The 19859-nt window shown below is 65.6% G+C and carries 22 protein-coding genes; 5 read left to right on the forward strand and 17 right to left on the reverse strand.

The genetic code is table 11. The features are described 5' to 3' along the window. The first annotated feature begins 17 nt into the window (after positions 1–17). From AB4Z10_RS28630 to AB4Z10_RS28645, 4 genes are all read left to right on the forward strand, one after another. Complete coding sequence (locus AB4Z10_RS28630) at positions 18–995, forward strand: branched-chain amino acid ABC transporter permease (protein WP_441473798.1); 978 nt, start codon at positions 18–20, stop codon at positions 993–995. Then, complete coding sequence (locus tag AB4Z10_RS28635; protein ID WP_441473799.1) at positions 992–1744, forward strand: ABC transporter ATP-binding protein; 753 nt, start codon at positions 992–994, stop codon at positions 1742–1744. Before AB4Z10_RS28630 ends, AB4Z10_RS28635 begins: the two co-directional genes overlap by 4 nt. Further along, on the forward strand, positions 1744–2448 hold the full coding sequence (locus AB4Z10_RS28640) for an ABC transporter ATP-binding protein (protein ID WP_441473800.1): 705 nt from the start codon (positions 1744–1746) through the stop codon (positions 2446–2448). The genes AB4Z10_RS28635 and AB4Z10_RS28640 overlap by 1 nt, the downstream gene beginning before the upstream one ends. Before the next feature lie 241 nt (positions 2449–2689). Beyond that, positions 2690–2935 (forward strand): DUF2188 domain-containing protein, encoded by a 246-nt coding sequence (locus AB4Z10_RS28645; RefSeq protein ID WP_441473819.1) that lies wholly within the window; start codon positions 2690–2692, stop codon positions 2933–2935. A 213-nt stretch (positions 2936–3148) separates the two neighbouring features. On the opposite strand, the gene AB4Z10_RS28650 is transcribed toward AB4Z10_RS28645, so the two are convergent. The 10 genes from AB4Z10_RS28650 to AB4Z10_RS28695 all read right to left on the reverse strand — a co-directional run bounded on the left by AB4Z10_RS28650 (position 3149) and on the right by AB4Z10_RS28695 (position 13186). After that, a complete protein-coding gene (locus AB4Z10_RS28650) occupies positions 3149–4237 on the reverse strand; it encodes an alkene reductase (RefSeq protein WP_441473801.1) in 1089 nt (362 codons plus the stop codon). Between the two features lie 28 nt (positions 4238–4265). After that, on the reverse strand, positions 4266–4676 hold the full coding sequence (locus AB4Z10_RS28655; RefSeq protein WP_441473802.1) for a cupin domain-containing protein: 411 nt from the start codon (positions 4674–4676) through the stop codon (positions 4266–4268). A 45-nt stretch (positions 4677–4721) separates the two neighbouring features. Next, on the reverse strand, positions 4722–5975 hold the full coding sequence (locus tag AB4Z10_RS28660; RefSeq protein ID WP_441473803.1) for an FAD binding domain-containing protein: 1254 nt from the start codon (positions 5973–5975) through the stop codon (positions 4722–4724). Between the two features lie 77 nt (positions 5976–6052). Then, positions 6053–6775 carry an ABC transporter ATP-binding protein gene (locus AB4Z10_RS28665; protein WP_441473804.1) on the reverse strand — a complete coding sequence of 241 codons (723 nt, stop codon included), beginning with the start codon at positions 6773–6775 and terminating at the stop codon, positions 6053–6055. After that, a complete protein-coding gene (locus AB4Z10_RS28670; RefSeq protein WP_441473805.1) occupies positions 6765–7502 on the reverse strand; it encodes an ABC transporter ATP-binding protein in 738 nt (245 codons plus the stop codon). The genes AB4Z10_RS28665 and AB4Z10_RS28670 overlap by 11 nt, the downstream gene beginning before the upstream one ends. Further along, positions 7499–8485, reverse strand: a complete 987-nt coding sequence (locus AB4Z10_RS28675; RefSeq protein WP_441473806.1) for a branched-chain amino acid ABC transporter permease — start codon at positions 8483–8485, stop codon at positions 7499–7501. Before AB4Z10_RS28675 ends, AB4Z10_RS28670 begins: the two co-directional genes overlap by 4 nt. After that, positions 8482–9333, reverse strand: a complete 852-nt coding sequence (locus AB4Z10_RS28680; RefSeq protein WP_441473807.1) for a branched-chain amino acid ABC transporter permease — start codon at positions 9331–9333, stop codon at positions 8482–8484. The genes AB4Z10_RS28675 and AB4Z10_RS28680 overlap by 4 nt, the downstream gene beginning before the upstream one ends. Positions 9334–9380: 47 nt before the next feature. Then, positions 9381–10922, reverse strand: a complete 1542-nt coding sequence (locus AB4Z10_RS28685) for an aldehyde dehydrogenase (RefSeq protein ID WP_441473808.1) — start codon at positions 10920–10922, stop codon at positions 9381–9383. Positions 10923–10939: 17 nt separating this feature from the next. Then, positions 10940–11923, reverse strand: a complete 984-nt coding sequence (locus AB4Z10_RS28690; protein ID WP_441473809.1) for an amidohydrolase family protein — start codon at positions 11921–11923, stop codon at positions 10940–10942. 36 nt (positions 11924–11959) lie between these two features. Further along, the gene (locus tag AB4Z10_RS28695) at positions 11960–13186 is read right to left on the reverse strand and encodes an ABC transporter substrate-binding protein (protein WP_441473810.1); all 1227 of its coding nucleotides are present in this window, start codon (positions 13184–13186) and stop codon (positions 11960–11962) included. 167 nt (positions 13187–13353) lie between these two features. On the opposite strand from AB4Z10_RS28695, the gene AB4Z10_RS28700 reads away from it, so the two are divergent. Then, a complete protein-coding gene (locus AB4Z10_RS28700) occupies positions 13354–14052 on the forward strand; it encodes a TetR/AcrR family transcriptional regulator (RefSeq protein WP_441473811.1) in 699 nt (232 codons plus the stop codon). 153 nt (positions 14053–14205) lie between these two features. On the opposite strand, the gene AB4Z10_RS28705 is transcribed toward AB4Z10_RS28700, so the two are convergent. The 7 genes from AB4Z10_RS28705 to AB4Z10_RS28735 form a co-directional block, all read right to left on the reverse strand. Further along, positions 14206–14505, reverse strand: a complete 300-nt coding sequence (locus AB4Z10_RS28705) for a helix-turn-helix domain-containing protein (protein WP_441473812.1) — start codon at positions 14503–14505, stop codon at positions 14206–14208. Between the two features lie 181 nt (positions 14506–14686). Then, positions 14687–15871 (reverse strand): trans-sulfuration enzyme family protein, encoded by a 1185-nt coding sequence (locus AB4Z10_RS28710; RefSeq protein WP_441473813.1) that lies wholly within the window; start codon positions 15869–15871, stop codon positions 14687–14689. Between the two features lie 84 nt (positions 15872–15955). Then, positions 15956–17116 carry an amidohydrolase gene (locus AB4Z10_RS28715; protein ID WP_441473814.1) on the reverse strand — a complete coding sequence of 387 codons (1161 nt, stop codon included), beginning with the start codon at positions 17114–17116 and terminating at the stop codon, positions 15956–15958. 20 nt (positions 17117–17136) lie between these two features. After that, on the reverse strand, positions 17137–17796 hold the full coding sequence (gene ehuD / locus AB4Z10_RS28720) for an ectoine/hydroxyectoine ABC transporter permease subunit EhuD (RefSeq protein WP_441473815.1): 660 nt from the start codon (positions 17794–17796) through the stop codon (positions 17137–17139). Next, positions 17786–18445 (reverse strand): amino acid ABC transporter permease, encoded by a 660-nt coding sequence (locus AB4Z10_RS28725; protein ID WP_441473816.1) that lies wholly within the window; start codon positions 18443–18445, stop codon positions 17786–17788. Before AB4Z10_RS28725 ends, ehuD begins: the two co-directional genes overlap by 11 nt. A 17-nt stretch (positions 18446–18462) precedes the next feature. After that, complete coding sequence (gene ehuB, locus AB4Z10_RS28730) at positions 18463–19344, reverse strand: ectoine/hydroxyectoine ABC transporter substrate-binding protein EhuB (protein ID WP_441473817.1); 882 nt, start codon at positions 19342–19344, stop codon at positions 18463–18465. Positions 19345–19376: 32 nt separating this feature from the next. After that, positions 19377–19859, reverse strand: a 483-nt coding sequence (locus AB4Z10_RS28735; RefSeq protein ID WP_441473818.1) for an amino acid ABC transporter ATP-binding protein, incomplete at its 5' end; no start/stop codon positions are given.

The following is a 19859-nucleotide window of genomic DNA, read 5'->3' on the forward strand; positions in this document are numbered from 1 at the left end:
CGCGCAGTGAGGTTCCGATGAGCACCCTCTCGACACCGACCGTTGCCGCACGCTCGAATTGGCGCGACGCGGTCGCCCGGCACCAGCTTCTGATCGTTCTCGCCGTGCTCTGCGTGCTGCCTTTCGTACTGCCCTACAAGGCGCTCGCGCTCAACGTCCTGATCTTCGGGCTGTTCGCCGTCGGCTTCAACCTGATGTTTGGCTATCTCGGCATGCTCTCCTTCGGCCATGCCGCCCTGTTCGGGGCCGGGGCCTATGGCGCGGGTATTGCCATCGTCCGCTTCGGCCTGCCCTGGCCGCTTGCCGTTGCACTCGGAACCCTGCTCGGCGGCCTGACGGCGCTTGCCATCGGCACGCTGGCAGCCCGCACGCGCGGTATCTATTGCGCCATGGTGACGCTCGCTCTGTCGCAATGCGTCTACTACATCGCGCATCAGGCGGTGGACTGGACCGGCGGCGAGAATGGGCTACGCGGGGTCAATGTTCCCGCGACCTCGGTCTTGGGCGTGGCGATCGACTTCCACAATCCGACGACCAAGTATTTCGTCGTGCTGGGTTTCGTCGCGGTCGCGCTCTATGTGCTGTCGCGCATCCTCGGCTCGCCCTTCGGGGCGGTGCTGGAGGCGATCCGCGAGCGTGAGGCCCGCGCCATCGCCTGCGGCTACGATGCCCGCATCACCAAGCTCGTCGCCTTCGTCATCTCGGGGCTGTTCTGCGGTCTGGCCGGTGCGCTCTATGCGATCCATCTCTCAGTCGTGCCGCTGGAGACGCTGCATTACGAGACCTCCGGCATGGTGGTGATGATGACGCTGCTCGGGGGGATGGGCACCTTCATCGGGCCGTTCATCGGCGCCTTCGTCTATCTCGTGCTGAAGGATGTGGTGACGCTCTGGACCGAATACTGGCAGTTCGCCGTCGGCCTGGTCTTCATCGTCATCGTCCTGCGTTTCCCTGGCGGTGTCCTTGGCACGCTCCTGCAGAAGGTGAGACCATGACGGACGCGACCATGATCGAGGCCGTCGGGCTGACGCGCCGATTCGGCGGCTTCACCGCGGTAAAGGACGTCTCCGCCCGCTTCGAGCGCGGCAAGATCACCTCGGTGATCGGTCCCAACGGCGCCGGCAAGAGCACCTTCTTCAATATGCTGTCTGGCTCGCTTAAGCCGAGCAACGGGCGCATCCTCTTCGAGGGGCAGGATATCACCGGCCTGGCGCAACATCGCTTTGCTCCGCTCGGCATCGCCAAATCCTTCCAGATCACCAGCGTTTTCCCGCAGCTCTCGGTGCTGGAGAATGTGCGCCTCGCCTCTCAGGCGCTGGTCAGCCGCTACGACTTCTGGACGCCGCGTGCGCGATTGGAGGGGCTGCGCGAGATCGCGCTCGGGCTCCTGTCGGAGGTGGGGCTGGAAGCTCGCGCCGATGGTGTCGCTGGCACGCTCGCTCATGGCGAGCAGCGTGCGCTGGAAGTCACGATGGCGCTGGCCTCGCGGCCGCGCCTGCTCCTGCTCGACGAGCCCACCGCTGGCATGAGCCCAGAGGAAACCGTGGCGATGATGGCGCTGATCCGCAAGCTCGCGAGCGAGCGCACGATCATCCTTGTCGAGCACAAGATGAAGCTCGTCATGGGCGTCTCGGATGCGATCGTCGTGCTCCACCATGGCGAATTGATCGCAGCCGGCACGCCGGACGAAATCCGCGGCAACGAGCAGGTGAAGCGCGTCTATCTGGGCGAAAGGCAGCACTGATGCTGGAGATTGCCGGACTCAATGCCTGGTACGGGCGCTCGCACGCCATCCAGGACGTATCGCTGAGCGTGCGCCGCGGCGAACTGGTCTGCCTCATCGGCCGCAACGGCGCGGGTAAGACCACGACGCTCAAATCAGTGATGGGGCTCGTCGCAAACTGCGCCGGCAGCATCGTCTTCGATGGGCAGGAGATGACCGGGCAGCCGGTCCATGCCCGCTATGCCGCGGGCCTCGCCTATGTGCCCGAGGAGCGCCGGATCGTGCCGGGGCTGACGGTGCGCGAGAATTTGATCCTCGGCGTGGTCGCCTCCCCCCGGCGGGCCGAGGCCGAGGACATGATCGAGCAGGCGACGGCGATGTTTCCGCGCCTGAAGGAGCGGCTCTCCCAGATCGCGGCGACGATGTCCGGCGGCGAGCAACAGATGCTGGCGATCGCGCGCGCCATGATCGCGGAGCCGAAGATGGTGCTGCTCGACGAGCCGAGCGAGGGCATCATGCCGCTGCTGGTCGACGAGATGTTCGAGCAGTTCGAGCTGATGAAGCAACGCGGCACCACCGTCCTGCTGGTCGAGCAGAATGTCGGGCTGGCGCTTGCGATCGCCGACCGCGCCTATGTGATGGAGAGCGGCGCGGTCGTCCACGCCGATACGGCGCAGGCGATGCTGGCGGATCAGTCCGTTCAGGAGCGCTATCTCGCCGTCTGACGTGCCGGTTGCCGGCCAGCTCGTTCAGGGCGCTGCAGATGCCAACGCTGTGAATAGACGACGGCAGGCTGCCAATGGCAACGACGATTGGACGTTGAAGCCGGATTGTCGAATCTGGCAGACCTTAACAGGAATGCTTGCCACGATGTCGAAAGGGGCCCTCGATCCGCAGGAGCGAGCGGCCAGATGTACTTTTGGCGACTGGTGGAAACCGCAGTCTTCGTCAAAGAAAGGATTTGGGATGGTCAAAGTTAAGTACGAGGTCGTCGAGCACGACGGAGGCTGGGCCTACAAGGTTGGTGACGTGGTCTCTGAGACATTTCCCAGCCATGAGGCAGCACATAAGGCAGCGTCGGATGCCGCCGCTCGGCAGACAGTCGCTGGTCAGACCGGTGGGATCGTCTATGAGGATCGCGATGGTCGCTGGCATGAGGAAGTTGCTGATGGACGTGATCGGCCGTCGACCGAGGTTGTCGATAAAGACTGAGATCCCTGGCTTCGACCATCTATTCCTCCCTGATCGCCATCTATCGGTCCGATCAGGATGAGAATGTCTTGGAGAGTGCTACCCGGATGGTTCACGGCCGGCACGTTGGATCAGGCAACATCGCAGGCATCGCGACGGCCTTGAATTCGATGAGGTTATGCAGAAATCGGAGTGCGCGTCGGGAACCCGACGCGCACTCTGGAAGCAGTGCTGTCAGGCGGCGGAGGAGGTCAGCGCGGGATAGTCGAGATAGCCTTCGACACCCTGCGAGTACCAGGTCTCCATGTCGTCCGGATTGAGGGCGGCGCCTTTTGCGAGGCGCTGGGGCAGGTCCGGATTGGCCAGGAAGGCGCGTCCGAAGGTGATCGCGTCGGCCTCGCCTGCGGCCAGAGCCGCGCTGCCGCGCGCCAGATCGAAATCCGAGTTCAACACCAGCGGCCCGTCGAAAGCTTTGCGGATCACCGGCGCGATCGGCGGATGGTCGGGCCGGCCGCGCGTGCCGTTCGGCGGCGGCTCGCGGAGTTCGAGGAAGGCGATGCCGAGCGCCGACAGAGCCTGCGCCGCCGCGGTGAAGAGCGGCACCGGCTGCGGATCGTTGATGCCCTGGGATTCGCCGTTGGGCGAGAGCCGTACCGCGAGCCTCTCGGCGCCGACCACGCCGGCGACCGCCTCGCTGACCTCGCGCAGCAGCCGCGTCCGGTTATCGATCGAGCCGCCATAGGCGTCTGTGCGCAGATTGGCGCTGGAACGCAGGAACTGGTCGATCAGATAGCCGTTGGCGGCATGGAGCTGAACACCGTCGAAGCCGGCGCGCAGCGCGTTGTCCGCCGCCTTGCGATAATCCTCGACGATCCGCGGGATTTCCTCGATCGCCAGGGCGCGGGCCTGGACGTAGGGCTGCTTGCCGTCATAGGTGTGGGCGAGCCCCGGTGCGGTCGTCCGTGAGGACGAGACCGGCGCGGCGCCTTCGCGCAGGCTCGGATGCACGACGCGGCCCATATGCCAGAGCTGGCAGAAGATGCGCCCTCCGGCAGCATGGACCGCGTGGGTGACGCGGGTCCAGCCGACGACCTGCTCGTTCGACCAGATGCCGGTGGCGAAGGGCCAGCCGAGCCCTTCGCGACTGATGCCGGTCGCCTCGCTGATGATGAGGCCGGCACCGGCGCGCTGCGCGTAGTACTCGGCCATCATCGGGGTTGGCAGATGGTCGCGCGTCCCGCGGGCGCGTGTCAGCGGCGCCATGAAGATGCGGTTCGGCGCCTGCACCGCCCCGATGAGGATCGGATCGAACAAGGTCGGCATACAGTTTCCTTGAGGGTTGAGGACGGCGTCACGCGGAGGGCAGGGGGGCGTTAGCACCCTGCTTGAACTCGACCGTGGTGAAAACGAGTTCGGTGTCGCCTGTATTGGTCAGGTCGTGGATCATGAACTCACCCGCGCCATAGGCATGGTGCTGGGTGTCGCCCGGCTTGTACGAGACCTCGGCGACGCGGCCGTCGGCATATTGCGAGCGCGCGCTGCCACCCGTTACGGCGGTCCAGAAATAATCCAGGACATGGGTGTGGAAGCCGATGCGCTCGCCGGGCTGCAGGGCCAGTGCCCAGACCCGGACGCGGTCGGTCTCGGACACGAGCTGCGTACCGACGAGGCCACCGCCAAGATTGGCTTCGAACTCGGCGCGCTCATGGGCCGAGAGGTTCGCAGGAGGGTTGGGCCAGACGAAATCGCTGTTCTGGGTCATCGTTCTCATCCTTTCTGTCGCTGTTGCAAGGAAACGGTCGTCGCGTCAGGCGGCGATGCCGGTCGAAACTGCGGTTTCCGTCATCACGGCCTCGGGCTTGCGGTGGCGTTCGGCCAGCTCGCGCTCCGCCGGCGTAAGGAGCTGGGCCTGCATGTAGGCGCCGAGGTCGCGGGCGCGCTTGATCACCGCCCGCCCATAGGGCAGCCGCTCGGCCTCGAAGGCGGCCAGGCCGGCAGCGATGTCGTCGCCATGGGCCTCGAGGGCGCGGGCGAGCGACCAGGCGTCGGCCGCGGCCTTGGTTACGCCCATCCCGACATGCGGCCGGGCGACGAAGGCGGCATCGCCGATCAGGGCGACGCGGCCCTCGATCGCCATCCGCGGCGTCTCCAGATCCTGGATCGCCTGGATGAAGGGCTGCGAGGTCTTCTCGACGACCTCCGCGAACTGGGGCGACAACAGACGCCGCGCCGCCTGCCGCATCTCCTGCTGAACCGCCGGGCGGATCTTGTTGGGAGGGATGGAGAGCTCGTGCTGCACGCCGTCCACGTCGGTCAGCAGTTCGCGCAGCGCGCTTCCCTGCGCGGCCGGCCGGTACCAGACGAAGTTGAAGCGGCGCTGGCCGGGCTCCATCGACTCGCCGGCTCCCGCGACGGGATAGCCGAGCATCTGCTCGCCCGGCGGCAGCGAGAAGGCGAAGCTGTCGAACAGGGCCTCGCGCGTCTGGGGCGAGAGATCGGCTTCGTCTACCAACCCGCGCCAGGCGATGTAGCCGACATAGGAGGGCATGGCCTCGGGCAGCAATTGCCTGCGGACGGCCGAGAAGATGCCGTCCGCGCCGATGAGGAGGTCGGCGCGTGCCGTCTCACCATAGCCGAAGCGGGCGGTGACGCCCTCGGCATCGACGGCGAGCGCTTCCAGGTTCCTGCCCCGGTGATAATGCGCGGCCGGCAGCGCCTCGCGCAGCAGACTGTAGAGCCGTCCCCAGGAGGTCAGGACTTGCGGCAGGGCATGTTCGCCGAGCAGGCTGCCGTCGGGAGCGAAGACGCAGCGTCCGCGCACGGCGACGCCAATCCGGGCCGTCTCGCTGTCGATCCCGCAGAGCCGCAGGACCTCGAACAGTTCGTCATGGGTGACGATGCCGGCGCCACGCCCCGAAAGCTCGTCGGCGATGCGCTCGTAGATATCGACCTGCCAGCCCTGGCGCAGCAGCAAGAGTGCCGCGAACAGGCCCGCCATCGAGCCGCCGATGACGATTGCGCGGCGCGATGGCGGGCGCAGCTCATGCGTTCCTTCGGACATGGGGTCGTTCCCTTTTCATATTTAATTGATCAATCGATCAATTGATGGCGCTGATGATGCCTTTGCCGTGGTGGTGGTCAGTGCACGCCGAGATGCTCTTCGAGGCGGGCCGGCTCGGCCAGGAAGTCTGAGGCCGGACCCTGTTCGACGACGCGGCCGGTGCTGATCACCACGACCTCGTCCGCGAGTTGCAGGGCGAATGTCATGTGCTGCTCGACGAGGATCACCGAGAGCCCGGCCTCACGCAGGCGTCGGACGATCGAGCCGACCTCGGCGACGATCTGCGGGGCGAGGCCTTCGGTCGGCTCGTCCATCAGCAGGACGCGCGGCGCCGTCATCAGCGCCCGGCCGATCGCCAGCATCTGTTGCTCGCCGCCGGAGAGCAGGCCGGCCGGATGCCGATGCCGCTCCTTCAGCCGGGGAAAGAGGCCGTAGATGTCGTCATTGCTCCAGACGACCCGGCCAGCGGGCGCCGACGCCCGGCGCGCCACGGCGAGGTTCTCCTCGACGCTCAGGCTGCGGAATATCCGCCGTCCCTGCGGCACCAGCGCGATGCCGGCCCGGCAGATCGCCTCAGGCGAGAAGCCTGAGACGTCACGACCCTCCAGCGTGATGCGGCCGGAGCGCGAGCCCAGCAGGCCGGCGACGGCGTTCATGCAGGTCGTCTTGCCGGCGCCGTTGCGTCCGAGCAGGGCGAGGATGCCGTTGGCCGGAACCTTCAGCGACAGGTCGTGCAGGATGTGGCTGTCGCCGTAGAAGGCGTTCAACGCTGAAAGGGAGAGGATGGGTTCACTGCGCAAGATAGGCCTCCCTGGTACGGGGATCGGCGATGACCTCGTCGCGCGTGCCGTCGACCAGCAGGCGGCCGTGATGCAGCAGCGCGATCTTTTCCGCGAAGGCCAGCGCGACGTCCATGTCGTGCTCGATCATCAGAATGGTCAGGGCGCGGGGCAGTTCCTCCAGCAGCGTGCTCACCGTCTTGCGTTCCTGCTTCGAGAGGCCGGCGAGCGGCTCGTCGAGGAGCAGGATCTCTGGATCCTGCGCCAGCGCCATCGCGATTTCGAGACGGCGCTTCTCGCCATAGGAGGTTTCCTGCACCGGACGATCGGCGAGGCTCTCCAGCTTGACGCGGGCGAGCACCTGCATGGCCTCGCGGCGCAGCGTGGCGTCGGCCGCGACCGCGCCGTATGGCCGCCAGCGCTGGCGGCGATTGCCGAGGAGCGCCATGATGACGTTGCCGATCACGGTCTCCCGCCCGAACAGCGTCAGGATCTGGAAGGTGCGGCCGATGCCGCGTGCCGCCCGGCGGAAGGTCGGCAGGGTCGAGACGTCCTCACCTTGCAGGAGAATCTGCCCGGCGCTGGCGCGCAGATCGCCGGCGATCAGGTTGAACAGCGTGGTCTTGCCGGCTCCGTTCGGCCCAAGCAGCAGTCGCCGCTCGCCGGGCTCGACCGTGAAGGTCACGCTCTGGATGACGTTGAGGCCGCCGAAACTCTTGCGGAGATCGTTGACTTGGAGCGCGGTCACGGGCGGGCCTCCTCGATGCGCGCGGCGGCGTTCGTCAGCCGAGCCCCCATCTCCCGGCGCGCCACCAGCCGTGCCCGCAGCAAGCCGGTCAGCCGCCTGGCGCCGGGCAGGAGACCCTCGGGCACGACGATGATGATGAAGAGGAAGATCAGCCCGAGCAGTGTCGGCCAGCGATCGGTATAGGCGCTGGCGACGTTCTTGAGCAGGACGACGAGGGCAGCGCCGAGCACCGGCCCGAAGGTCGTGCCGAGACCGCCGGCAATCACCATCAACACCGCTTCCGACGATACGGTCAAAGATAGCGAGTGCGGGCTGATGAAGCGGAAGACCAGCACGTAGAGGATGCCGGCGACGCCAGCGAGGACGGCCGAGAGCACATAGGCAGCGAAGCGGATCGCCCAGACATCGTAGCCGAGCGTGCTCATCCGCCGCGACTGGTCGCGCACGCCCTGCATCGCGGTGCCGAGCGGCGAGCGCGCCAGGGTGGCGACAAGGAAGAGGCAGCCCGCGGTGACGGCGAGACAGAGATAGTAGAGGCCGGTGCCGTGGCCGAAATAGCCCTCGATCCGCGGCAGGCTGATGCCGTTCTCGCCATTGGTCAGTTCGACATAGCGGAAGGCGACGCCCCAGACGATCTGCCCGAGCGCGAGCGTGATCATCAGGAAGCTCAGCCCCGAGGTGCGCAGCGCAACGAGACCGAACAGCGCGCCGACGATTCCCGTGAGCAGCAGGGCGGCGAGGATGGCGGCCGGGACCGGCCAGCCGGAATTGACCGTCAGCAGCGCGAAGGCATAGCCGGCAATGCCGAGGAAGGCGGCGTGACCGAGCGAGACCATGCCGCAATAGCCGGCGATCAGGTTCACGCTGACGGCGAACAGGCCGTAGACCAAGATCTGCGTGGCGATGGCGAGATAGAACTCGCCGGGCAGCACGAACGGAACCGCCAGCGCGCCGAGGAGGAAGAGGAGGCCGAAGGTCTTCATGCCGGCTGCCTTCCGAAAAGGCCCTGGGGGCGCAGCGCGAGCACCGCGACCATGGGCAGGAACAGGATAACGTAGGCGAGGTCCGGCACGAGCATCTGGCCGAACGTGTAGATCACGCCGATCAGCATGCTGCCGACGAAGGCGCCGGATAGAGAGCCGATGCCGCCCAGGATGACGACGAGCAGCGCCAGAGGCAGCATCTCGGCATCCAGCCCAGGGTAGACCGACATGATCGGCGCGGCGAGCGCCCCGCCCATGCCCGCGAGCGCCACTCCGACGCAAAAGACCGTGGTGAACAGGCGCGAGACCGGGATGCCGGTGGCGCGCGCCATTTCGCGATCGTCAACGGCAGCCCGGATTCGGGCGCCGAGCGTGGTGCGCTCGACCAAAAGCCAGATCGCGACGAAGGCGACGATGGCGATGCCGATCAAGGCGAGGCGATAGGCCGGGAAGGCGATGCCGGCGATCTGTACGGCACTGCGCAAAGCCGTCGGGGCAGGCTGGGCGATCGGATCGCCGGACCAGATCAGCAGGCACTGGTCGGCGATGATGAAGGCGAGGCCGAGCGTGCCGAGCACCTGCGCCAGCTCGCGGCCGGCGAGGCGGCGCACCAGCGTCCGCTCAATGATGCCGCCGAACACGGCGCAGACGACGCCCGCCGCCAGCACCGCCGCGGTGAAGCCGAAGCCGATCATCGAGGTCGCGATATACCCGCCCAGCATGAAGAAGGCACCGTGGGCGAGGTTCGCCACCCGCATCAGGCCGAAGATCAGCGAGAAGCCGATCGCCAGCAGGAACAGGATCGCTCCGAAGGCCAAGCTGTTGAGCAGCCCGTTGATCCAGAACATGATAGATATCTCCCGGCGGCCGGCCGCCGGAGCGGCCGGAGTTCAGCTCAGTTCAGGCGGGGGGCGGCGGCGTCCATGTCGAACCAGTCGAAGGGCCGGTCGCCGACATTCACCATCACCGCCTTGACGTCGAAATAGGCGTCGAAGGATTCCTTGCCGAATTCGCGTCCGATGCCGGAGAGCTTGAACCCACCCCAGGGCGAGGCGGCATCGACGCGGTGATGGTCGTTGATCCAGACGATGCCGGCCTCGATCCGGTCGGCGACGCGATGAGCGCGGGCCACGTCGCGGGTGCGGATCGCGGCGGCGAGGCCATAGGGGCTGTCATTGGCGATGCGGACCGCATCCTCTTCCGTGTCGAAGGGAGTCACGACGGTGAAGGGGCCGAAGACCTCCTCCTGGAAGATCCGCATGGAGGGATCGACATCGGCGAAGACCGTCGGCTCGACATAGAAGCCCGGCTTGCCGTCGAAGGCAGGCGGAACGCGGCCGCCGGCGACGAGGCGCGCGCCTTCCTCGAGGCCGATGCGCGCGAAGTCGAGCACGCGCTGGCGCTGCCGCTCCGAGATCACCGGGCCCATCTGCGTGGCGGCGGCGAAGGGGTCGCCGACGGCGATCGCCTTGGCCTTAGCGGCCAGCTTCTCGACGAAGGCGTCGTAGATGCTGCGCTGGACGATGTGGCGGGCGGCGCAGACACAGGTCTGGCCGGCGCCGACGAAGGCGCCGAAGGCAGCGTAGTTCACCGCCTGGTCGAGATCGTAATCGTCGAACACGACGACGGGGGTCTTGCCGCCGAGTTCCAGCGTCTGGCGGGCGAAATTGCTCGCCGCCGCGGCGCCTGCCCGCCGGCCGGCATCGGTCCCGCCGGTCAGCACGAGCTTGCGGATGCGCGGGTGCTCCGAGAGCGCCCGGCCGGTGATAGCGCCCGTCCCGGTCACGACGTTGAAGACGCCGGGCGGCAGGCCGGCTTCCGAGAAAATCTCGGCGAGGCGCAGCGTGGTCAGCGGGGTGTATTCCGAGGGCTTCACCACGGTGGTGCAGCCCGAGGTTAGGGTCGGCGCGATGTTGCGGCTGGCGATCAGCAGCGGATGGTTGAACGGCGTGACATTGGCGACGACACCGACCGGGAGACGCCGCGCATAGGTCAGATACTCTCCCTCGACGGGGATGACATCGTCCCGCCGGGCGATGGCGAGGCCGGCATTGTAGCGGAAGAGGTCGGGCACGCGGGCAAGCTGCGCCCGGGTTTCGCGGACGGGCCGCCCGTTGTTCAGGGTTTCCAGCTCGAACAGCTCTTCGAGATGAGCTTCCATGACGTCGGCGAGCTTGTTGACGAGCCTCGCCCGCGTCCGCACCGACATGTCGCGCCACTCCTTCGAGCGGAAAGCGGCATCGGCGCTCAGCACCGCGCGATGGACATCGTCCGCGCTCGCCTCGATGACTTGGGCGATCGTCGCGCCGGTGCCGGGCGAAGCGATGTTCATCAGCTCGCGCGGGCCGGGATCGACCATGCGGCCGTCGATGAACAGGCCCCGGGGGGAGGCATGGGAAGTCGTCCCGGCCGAGGCCGGTTGCGTCTGCGTAGCCATGTTCGTCTCCGTTTCGATCAGGCGCCGGTCAGGCGCCAGGCGTTGCGGCCGGTAATGTTCGCACGGTCCTCCACCGAGAGGCCGGGAACCGCGTCGAGCGTGCGCAGCGGCGTCTCGTCGGCCATGTCGAAGGGGATGTCCGTCCCTAGCAGGACATGCGCGGCGCCGACCAGATCGATCAGATAGGCGAGAGCGCCGGCATCATGGGTGATGCTGTCGAAATAGAAGCGCTTCAGCAGCTCCTTCGGCGAGCTTTCGATCGACTGGGCCTCGCGCCGGACCTTCTGGCCATGGACGAGGCGGCCGATCTGGTAGGGGATGAAGCCGCCGCCATGCGAAAGGCAGACCTTGAGGTCGGGCAGTTCGTCCATGACGCCGCCGAAGATCAGATCGGCGGCCATGACCGCGGTATCGAGCGGGTTTCCGACGAGATTGGTCAGGTAGTATTTCTCAAGGCCGGGCTTGGTGCCGAAATAATAGGGATGCGTCAGGATCAGCACGCCGAGCTCGGCGGCGCGGCGCAGCACGGGCCGGAATTTCGGCTCGGACAGCGCGGCGCCGTCGATATGGCAGCCGATCATGATCGAGCGTATGCCGAGTTCGCCGGTGATGCGCTCCAACTCGGCCAGCGCATGATCTGGCGATTGCATCGGCAGCGTGCCCATCGGGCGCAGCCGGTTCGGGGCGCTCGCCGCGAAGGCGGCGATCTCGTCGTTCACCCGCCGCGCGAAGGCGGTCTCGACGGCAGGGTCGATGCGGTAGAAGAATAGCGTCGGCGAGGGCGAGATCAGCGCGGCATCCAGGCCCCGGCGGTCGAGCTGGGCGAGCTTCTCCGCCGGCGTCAGGAATTCCTCGAACAGCGGATAGGCGAAGCCTTCGCGATGGGCGAGGCGCGTGGCGGCGCCGGAGCGATCGACTCTGACGCCGAAAGGCTCCTCGTTCTCGGCGAGGTATCGGACGATGGCGGCCGGGATGACATGGTTGTGAGCGTCTACGATCATGATGTCCGGAGTGTTGTCTTGTGGGGCAGGCAGGGATCAGAGCTTGGTCGGCTCGTTGCGCGAGTAGACCGGGGCTGCGAGGAAGCTCTCCGGCTTGTAGGTCCAGAACTGCGAGACGTTCTCGTAGGTCTTGACGACCGTGTTCACGAGTCGGCCGTCGCTGCGCTCCGTCTTCCGGATGTAGATATTCTGGACTGGGTTGCCGTAGTTATCGAGGCGCCAAGGGCCGCGCGGATCATTGCCGACCTCGACCTTGCGCAGCGCCGCGATGAGAGCCTCCTTGTCCTCGGCCTTGCCGCCGATCGACGTCAGGGCGGCTTCCAGCGCGAGGCCAGCTGAATAGGCGCCGGCCGAGTAGAAGCCGGGATCGACACCAGTCTGCTTGCGCAATTCCGAGACGAAGCGCTGGTTGGCTTCGCCGGTCAGGGCGGCCGAATACCAGCCGGCCGAGACGATGCCGACAGCTTCGTCGCCCATGCTGTGCAGCACGCCCTCATCCACGGTGGTCATCGCGCCGACGACCGGAATCTTCTGCTTCAAGCCATATTCGGCATATTGGCGCAGGAAGCGCAGGCCGTTGGCGCCGGCGAAGGCTGCGAAGACCGCGTCGGTATCGCCGATCTGGGAGATGTAGGAGCCGTAATCGGCGACGTTCAGCGGCGCCCAGAGCTTGCGGATGACCGTGCCGCCGGCGGCTTCGAAGGTGCGCTGGAAGCCGGCAGTCTGCTCCTGGCCGAAGGCGAAATCGTCGGCGATCGTGATGACCTTTTTGTAGCCGAGGTCACGCGCCGTATACTCGCCGAGCGGATGACAAGGCTGGGCCGAGGTCGAGGACGTCCGGACGAACCAGGGATTGAGCCGGCGCTGGGTCAGGTCCTCGGCAGCGGCTGAGCAGCACAGGAACGGCACAGCCGCTTCCTGGAGATAGTCGTTGATCGCGAGCGCCTCGAAGGCGGCGGTCGGTCCGACCACGACATGGACATTGGAGCGCTGGACCAGTTCCTGGGCGCGGGTCTTGGCCAGCGCCGGCTGACCGCCGGTATCGGCGACCACGAACTCCACCGCTCGTCCGGCGATGCGCTCGCCGCGCTCCTTCAGGAACAGGCGGAAACCGTCCTCCATCTGCCGTCCGCCGGCGGCCAGCGCGCCGGATTTGACGGTGAGCATCCCGATCCGCAGCGGCTGCGATTGCGCCAGCGCCGGCAACGCCACGCAGGCGCCGAGGGCGGCGCTTCCACCAAGAAGGTGTCGTCTGGAAATCATGTCTTCCTCCCAGTCTCTTTTATTTATCGTTTGATCAGTAATTGCACGGGAGGAGTGACCCGTCAAGCCGCGGGAAGAAGGAGGTGATGTCAAATTATATAATCCGGATAGGACGACAGGCGCGCGCCTGCGCTTTCCACTGAGCGGTTCACCTGATAAATATAGGTATGGCAAACGACGACGCTGACATCATCATCCGCGCTGAGAGCGCCTCTCGCGGCCGCTCTGCGGAGCGTTCCCGCTCTCCTCTGGAAGGGGCGCGCCGAATGAGTCCGAGCCAACGCGAGGAGGTCATCGTCAAGGAGGCGGTGAGCTTCTTCGCCGAATTCGGCTTCGAAGGTCAGACACGGGAACTGGCGCGGCGCCTCAACATCACGCAGCCATTGCTCTACCGCTATTTCGAGACCAAGGACGCGCTTGTCGAGCGCGTCTACCAGGAAGTGTTCCTGCGGCGCTGGAACCCGTTCTGGGACGAACTGATCGCGGATCGCAACAAGCCGCTCAGAGAGCGGCTGGTCGAGTTCTATCAGGATTATGCTCGCGTCATCCTGACCTATGAGTGGGTCAGGCTGTTCATGTTCGCAGGTCTAAAGGGTCTTGATTTCAATACTCGCTATCTTGAACTCCTCCGCCGCCGGGTCTTTACGGCGTTGGTCGCAGAGTTGCGGCACGAGTTCGATCGGCCGTCGATCGAGAGTCGCCCGGTGACGGAGATGGAGATTGAAGCGGTCTGGAGCCTTCATGCGGCAATCTTTTATCTTGGAGTCAGGAAGTTCATCTACGACATGCCGGTCGGACCCCTGGAGCCGATCATCGAAATGAAGGTACGCTCGTTCATTGATGGCGCGCGCGTCGTTGTAGACTGACGCGATAGGAGAGACCCCTTCTCATTTGCAAAGGGCAGCATCTGTTTGCGCGAAAATCGGCTTAGCGGCAGCTATTTCGGCTGGAAGAAACGCATTTGCCGAGGAGTATTATCAGCGGGATTTAACTGAATTCCCTTGAGAGGAGCGCTCCCGCTAGCCGTATTGTGACGGGTGTTTCCGGCGCCAAGCACCAGGACTTTCGCCAGTTATCTGCCCGAAAACACGAGCGAAGTGGCGCGGACTGCTGAAGCCGCAAATCGGGGCGACATCCGCGCGCGGCAGCTTCCCCGTTGTCAGGAGGTTCTTCGCTTCTTCGACCCGGAGCCGCGTGAGGTAAAGCTGCGGTGTGACCCCCATGGTCCGCCGGAAAGCTTTAGAGAAATGGCTCGCACTAAGCCGGCACTCGTCGGCGATCTGCGCAATCTTCAGTTTGGAAGCAAGTCGAGCGGCCATAATTTCTGTTGCCCGCCGCCGCTGCCACGGAGCAAGCGCTCCTGATGGCCCCGTTTCTGCCGGCTGTAGCTTCTGATGTGATCTGCGAAGACAGTTATGTCGTTGGCTTTCCACTGCGCGCACCCTCCACAGCGCGAAATTCGCGCCGTGCCCTTATCGTCGTGGTCTTCACGATGCCTCGTCAGGCAGCCTTGGTCGCGGTGGCCTGACCGAGCACGGACAACAGCCGGCTCAGATCGGCCCAGAGCTCCCCGGGTTCCTCGAGGCCGATGCTGACGCGCAAGAGCGGGCCTTTCGCGGTCCAAGCCGTGGCGGTGCGGTCCTGCGCGATCGCCTGCGGCGCGACGAGACTGCGCGTGCCGCCCCAGGAGGCGCCGATCGCGAAGACACGCAAGGCGCTCAGCGCCGCGCTCATGGCGTCGTCGTCGACAGGCTTCAGCACGAGGCTGAACAGGCCGGACGAGCGGCCCATGTCACGCTTCCAGATCGCGTGGCCCGGGCACGACGGCAGCGCCGGATGCAGCACGCGTTCGACCGTGGGATGATCGACGAGCCGGCGGGCGAAATCCTCCGAGATCTTGCCCATATGGGCGACGCGCAGCCCCATGGTCTCGATGCCGCGCAAGGCGAGTTGGGCTTCATCCGGCGAGACGCCGACGCCGAAGCCGCGCAGGATCTCCTTCATCTTCTGGCGCAGTGCCATGTCCCTGACGGTGATGGAGCCGAGCAGCAGGTCGGAATGGCCACCGACATATTTGGTCAGCGCCTCGCAGGCGAAATCGGCGCCGTGCTCCAGCGGCTTGAAGATCAGCGGCGTCGCCCAGGTGTTGTCGCAGCCGACGAGCGCGCCCTTGGCCTTCGCCGCAGCGGCGATGGCCGGCACGTCCTGGACCTCCATCGTATTGGAGCCGGGCGACTCGACCCAGACCAGCTTGACGGTATCGTCGATGAGATCGGCGATTCCGGCCCCTATCTTCGGGTCGTAGACGCCATAGGCGATGCCGCGCGGCGCCAGATACTCGGCGCAGAAGCTGCGTACCGGCGGATAGACATGATCGGGGATCAGCACCTTGTCGCCGGGCATCAGCACCGACAGCATCACGATGGTGACCGCCGCCTGGCCTGAGGGGACGAGCACTGTGCGGATCCCGTCGTGCAGCTGGGTCAATTGCGCTTCCAGCGTGCGCGTCGTCGGGGTGCCGTGCAGCCCGTAAGTGTAGCCGTCGAAACCGCGATATTTGCGCGCCATGAAGCTCGCCCCGTCCGGATAGACGATGGTCGAGGCGCGGTGCGTGGGCACGGCGAGCGAGGCATAGCCCTCCTCATTGACGGCCGGGTGGTGAACACAGAGTGTCAGGTCGTGCATGGTCGGTTTCCCTCGTCGGGGTGATATTCAAAGCTTTGAAATCAGGGAGCAATCTGTCGTCTGGCATCGGATGATGCCGGGATGTTATGGATTCGGGCCGTCGTCCCGCAGGGCGCGCTTGGCGACCTCGCGCATCCAGTCGATTGCCACGGGCAGGATCGCGTCGTTGAAGTCGTAGCGGGCGTTGTGAAGCTCGCCCTCGGGGCCGGCCGGGCCGTTGCCGATCCAGATGTAGGCGCCGAGCTTGTCCTTGATCAGGAAGGAAAAGTCGTCGCCTGTGGTGCTGGGGCGCAGGTCGGTTCGCACCTTGGCGCCGATCGCCTCGCCGGCAGCCGCCGCGAGCTTTGCCTCTGCGGGGGTGTTGATGATGGGTCGTCCGGTCGAGAGGATCTCGACATCGGCGCGCATGCCATAGGCTTCGCATGTGCCGGCGATCAGGCTCTCCATCCGCTTGATGACGGCCTCGCGGACCTCCTGTCGATAGGTGCGTAGCGTACCGACCAGGGTGACGCTCTCCGGGATCTGATTGCTGACCACGCCGCCCTGGATCTGGCCGATCGAGAGCACGACGGCATCGCAAGGGTCGACATTGCGCGAGATGATGGTGTGGAGGCCCATGATCAGGTGGGCGGCCGCCAGGATCGGATCGCGCGTCTGGTGCGGGATCGCGGCATGGCCGGCAAGCCCGTGCAGAGTGACTTGCCAGCGACCGCCCGCCGCCATGACCGGCCCGTCGTGGACCGCCACGGTTCCGACTTCGAGACCAGGCCAATTATGGAAGGCAAAGATGCGCTCCATCGGGAAGCGCTCGAACAGCCCGTCGGCGATCATCGCCTTGGCGCCGGCCCCATTCTCCTCGGCCGGCTGGAAGATGAACTGGATGGTGCCTGTCCAGTCGGGATCGGCGGCGAGCATCGCGGCCGCGCCGAGCAGAGCGACCGAGTGGCCGTCATGGCCGCAGGCATGCATGACGCCGGCGGTCTGCGAGGCATAGGACACGTCATTGCGTTCTGCGATCGGCAGGGCGTCGATATCGCCACGCAGGCCGACCGAGCGGTTTGAGCCAGGCCGCGAGAGCGTCGCGACGATGCCGGCGCCGCCGATGCCAGCCTCGAAAGGAATGCCGAGTTCGCGCAACCGTTCCTGGAGGTAGGCCGAGGTCTTTGTCTCCTTCTCGGAGAGCTCGGGATGAGCGTGAAGATGGCGGCGCCATTCGGTTAGACGCGGGAGGAGCTTCGTATCCATGGTCAGTCCGTTCGTGGAATTCAGCGCTTTGCGGAGAGCAGCAGATGCTCTTCCAGCCGCCTGACGGGCCAGGCGAGCACAAGGGCGATGGCGAGGAAGATCACGCCGACAACAACCATCGGCTCGGTGTAGCGGAAGGTGTCGGACGAGATGTCGAGCGCCGCGCCGAAGGCTTCGTAGACGGCGATGGCGGCGAGATAGGGCGTCGATTTGAAGATGCCGATGAAGTAGTTGCCCATCGGCGCGGCGATATTGCGTAGCATCTGTGGCGCGATCACCAGAACGACGGTCTGCAAGCGCTTCAGGCCGAGCGCGCGCGCGGCTTCGAACTGGCCGGGCTTCACGCCGTCGATGCCAGCCTTGAAGACTTCGGCCAGATAGCCGCTGTAGTAGAGGCTGATCGCGATGACACCGATCGCGATGGCTGGTAGCTTGATGCCGTAGGACGGCAGCACGAAGTAGAAGAAATAGAGCTGGACCAGGAGCGGCGTCGAGCGGATGAAATCGATCAGGAAGCGCATCGCATAGCGCATCAACCGGTTGCTGCGCCGCGCGATCTCCAGCGTGAAGCCGAGTAGCGAGGCGCCGACGCAACTCAGCAGCGCGACCAGGATCGAGGTCCAGAGGGCGCCGACGATCTTCGGCACGATGGAAAGGGCGAAGCCCGCATCAAACAGCATGGTCGAGCTTCCGTCCCGCGCCGACCTTGCGCTCGACCCAGCGGCCGACGATCGTCGCGGGGTAGCAGAGGATGAAATAGGCGACGAGCAGCGCGAAATAGACCTTCGGCGGATCGTAGACGAGCTGGGAGATTTCCTTGGCCCGGAAGGTCATGTCCGTCAGCGTCACCAGCGAGACCAGCGCCGTGCCCTTCACGAGCTGGATGAACTGATTGATGAAGGTCGGGACCATCGCGAGCAGCGCCTGCGGCAATTCGATCAGCATCAGGATCTGCCAGCCGCGCAATCCGAGCGACCGCCCGGCCTCGCTCTGGCCCTTGTCAAGCGATTGCAAGGCGCCGCGCACCGCCTGGCTGCCATAGGCGCCGATATGCAGGCCGAGCACCATCGAGCCGACGGTGATGCCGGACAGTCGCAGGCCGAAGGACGGCAGGGTGTAATAGAAGCCGTAAAGCAGGATAACGACGGACGTGCTCCGCCAGAACTCGATCAGCGTGGTGATCGCGCCATAGGCGAGGCCACGCCAGCAATGCTGGGCGATACCGGCGGCGAAGGCGAAGGGCACGGCATAGAGCATGCCGAGCGCCGTCACCGCCAGCGTGACGTTCAGCCCCTGGAAAATGCCTGAGAGGACGTCGAGAAAGCTCATGATGTTCGCCGCGCCGCTCAGCCGTTGCCGGCGCAGATCTGCGCAGTGGTGATGGCACCAGCATCCTCATCGGTCGTGAAGTTGTACTTCTCCATGATCGGCTTGAGGCCGCCGCTGGCCCGCAGCTTGGCTAGCTCGGCATTGTAGGCGTCGCGCAGCTTGGCACTGCTCTTGGGGAAGACCGTGCCAGTGTAGAGCTTGGCTGGCTGGCCGTTCGCCTTGATCAGCCCCTTGAACGGCACGGCGCGCTCGATGCCTTCGACCTTCTGCTCGTCGATGACGCCAATGGCGCTGGGCACCGAGAGAGTCGTGACATCGGCCCGGTCGGCCAGGATGGCGCTGACGGCGGCCTCGTTGTTGGGGAAGAGCGCGATCTGCGATTCCGGCACGCCCGCAGCGATGGCGTTCTTGGTGTTCTCCGAGCCGCGGCCGCCGGCGAGGCGCACCTTCGGATTTTTCGCGATGTCCTCGTAGGAATGCAGGTTCAGCGGATTGCCGGTCTTGACGAGCAGGCTGTCGCCGACGGCCACGTCCGGCTCGCTGAACAGCACCTGCTCGCAGCGCGGCGGCGTGATCGCGACGCCGGACGCGATGATGTCGAAGCGTCCCGCCAGCAGGCCAGGGATCATCGCGCCGAAATCGGAGACGACGAACTCGAAATCCTTGACGCCAAGCGGCGCGAAGACGGCGCGGATTACATCGGGATGAATGCCGACGACCTTGTTGTCCTTGTCGCGATAGGCCCAAGGCGTACGATTATGGATCCCGACGACAAGCTTCTTGCCGGCCCATTCGGATTGAGCCTGCGCTTGTGACGACCCCGGGCCGCTGAAGGCCGCGAGCACCGCGACGGCGCCGGCGAGGAGGAGGGGAAGGCGGCGACGCGAGATGGCAGTCATAACGATCTCCGATCCGGAAAGGTTGGATCTGCTCAGTGCAGGATCTGGCTCAGGAAGAGCTTGGTGCGCTCGTGCTGCGGGTTCTTGAAGAACTCGTTGGGGGTGTTCATCTCGACGATCTGTCCGGCGTCCATGAAGATGACGCGGTCGGCGACCTGGCGGGCGAAGCCCATCTCGTGGGTGACGCAGAGCATGGTCATGCCCTCCTCGGCCAGCGAGACCATGGTGTCGAGCACCTCCTTGACCATCTCGGGGTCGAGCGCCGAGGTCGGCTCGTCGAACAGCATGATTTTCGGGCTCATGCACAGCGAGCGGGCGATCGCGACGCGCTCCTGCTGCCCGCCCGAGAGCTGGCCCGGATATTTCGCCGCCTGCTCCGGGATCTTGACGCGCTTGAGATAGTGCATCGCGATCTCCTCGGCGTCCTTCTTGGGCATCTTGCGCACCCAGATCGGCGCCAGCGTCAGGTTCTCGAGGATCGTCAGATGCGGGAACAGGTTGAAGTGCTGGAACAC

Origin of the sequence: Allobosea sp. RAF48 (assembly GCF_052114025.1) — a bacterium.
Taxonomy (GTDB): domain Bacteria; phylum Pseudomonadota; class Alphaproteobacteria; order Rhizobiales; family Beijerinckiaceae; genus Allobosea.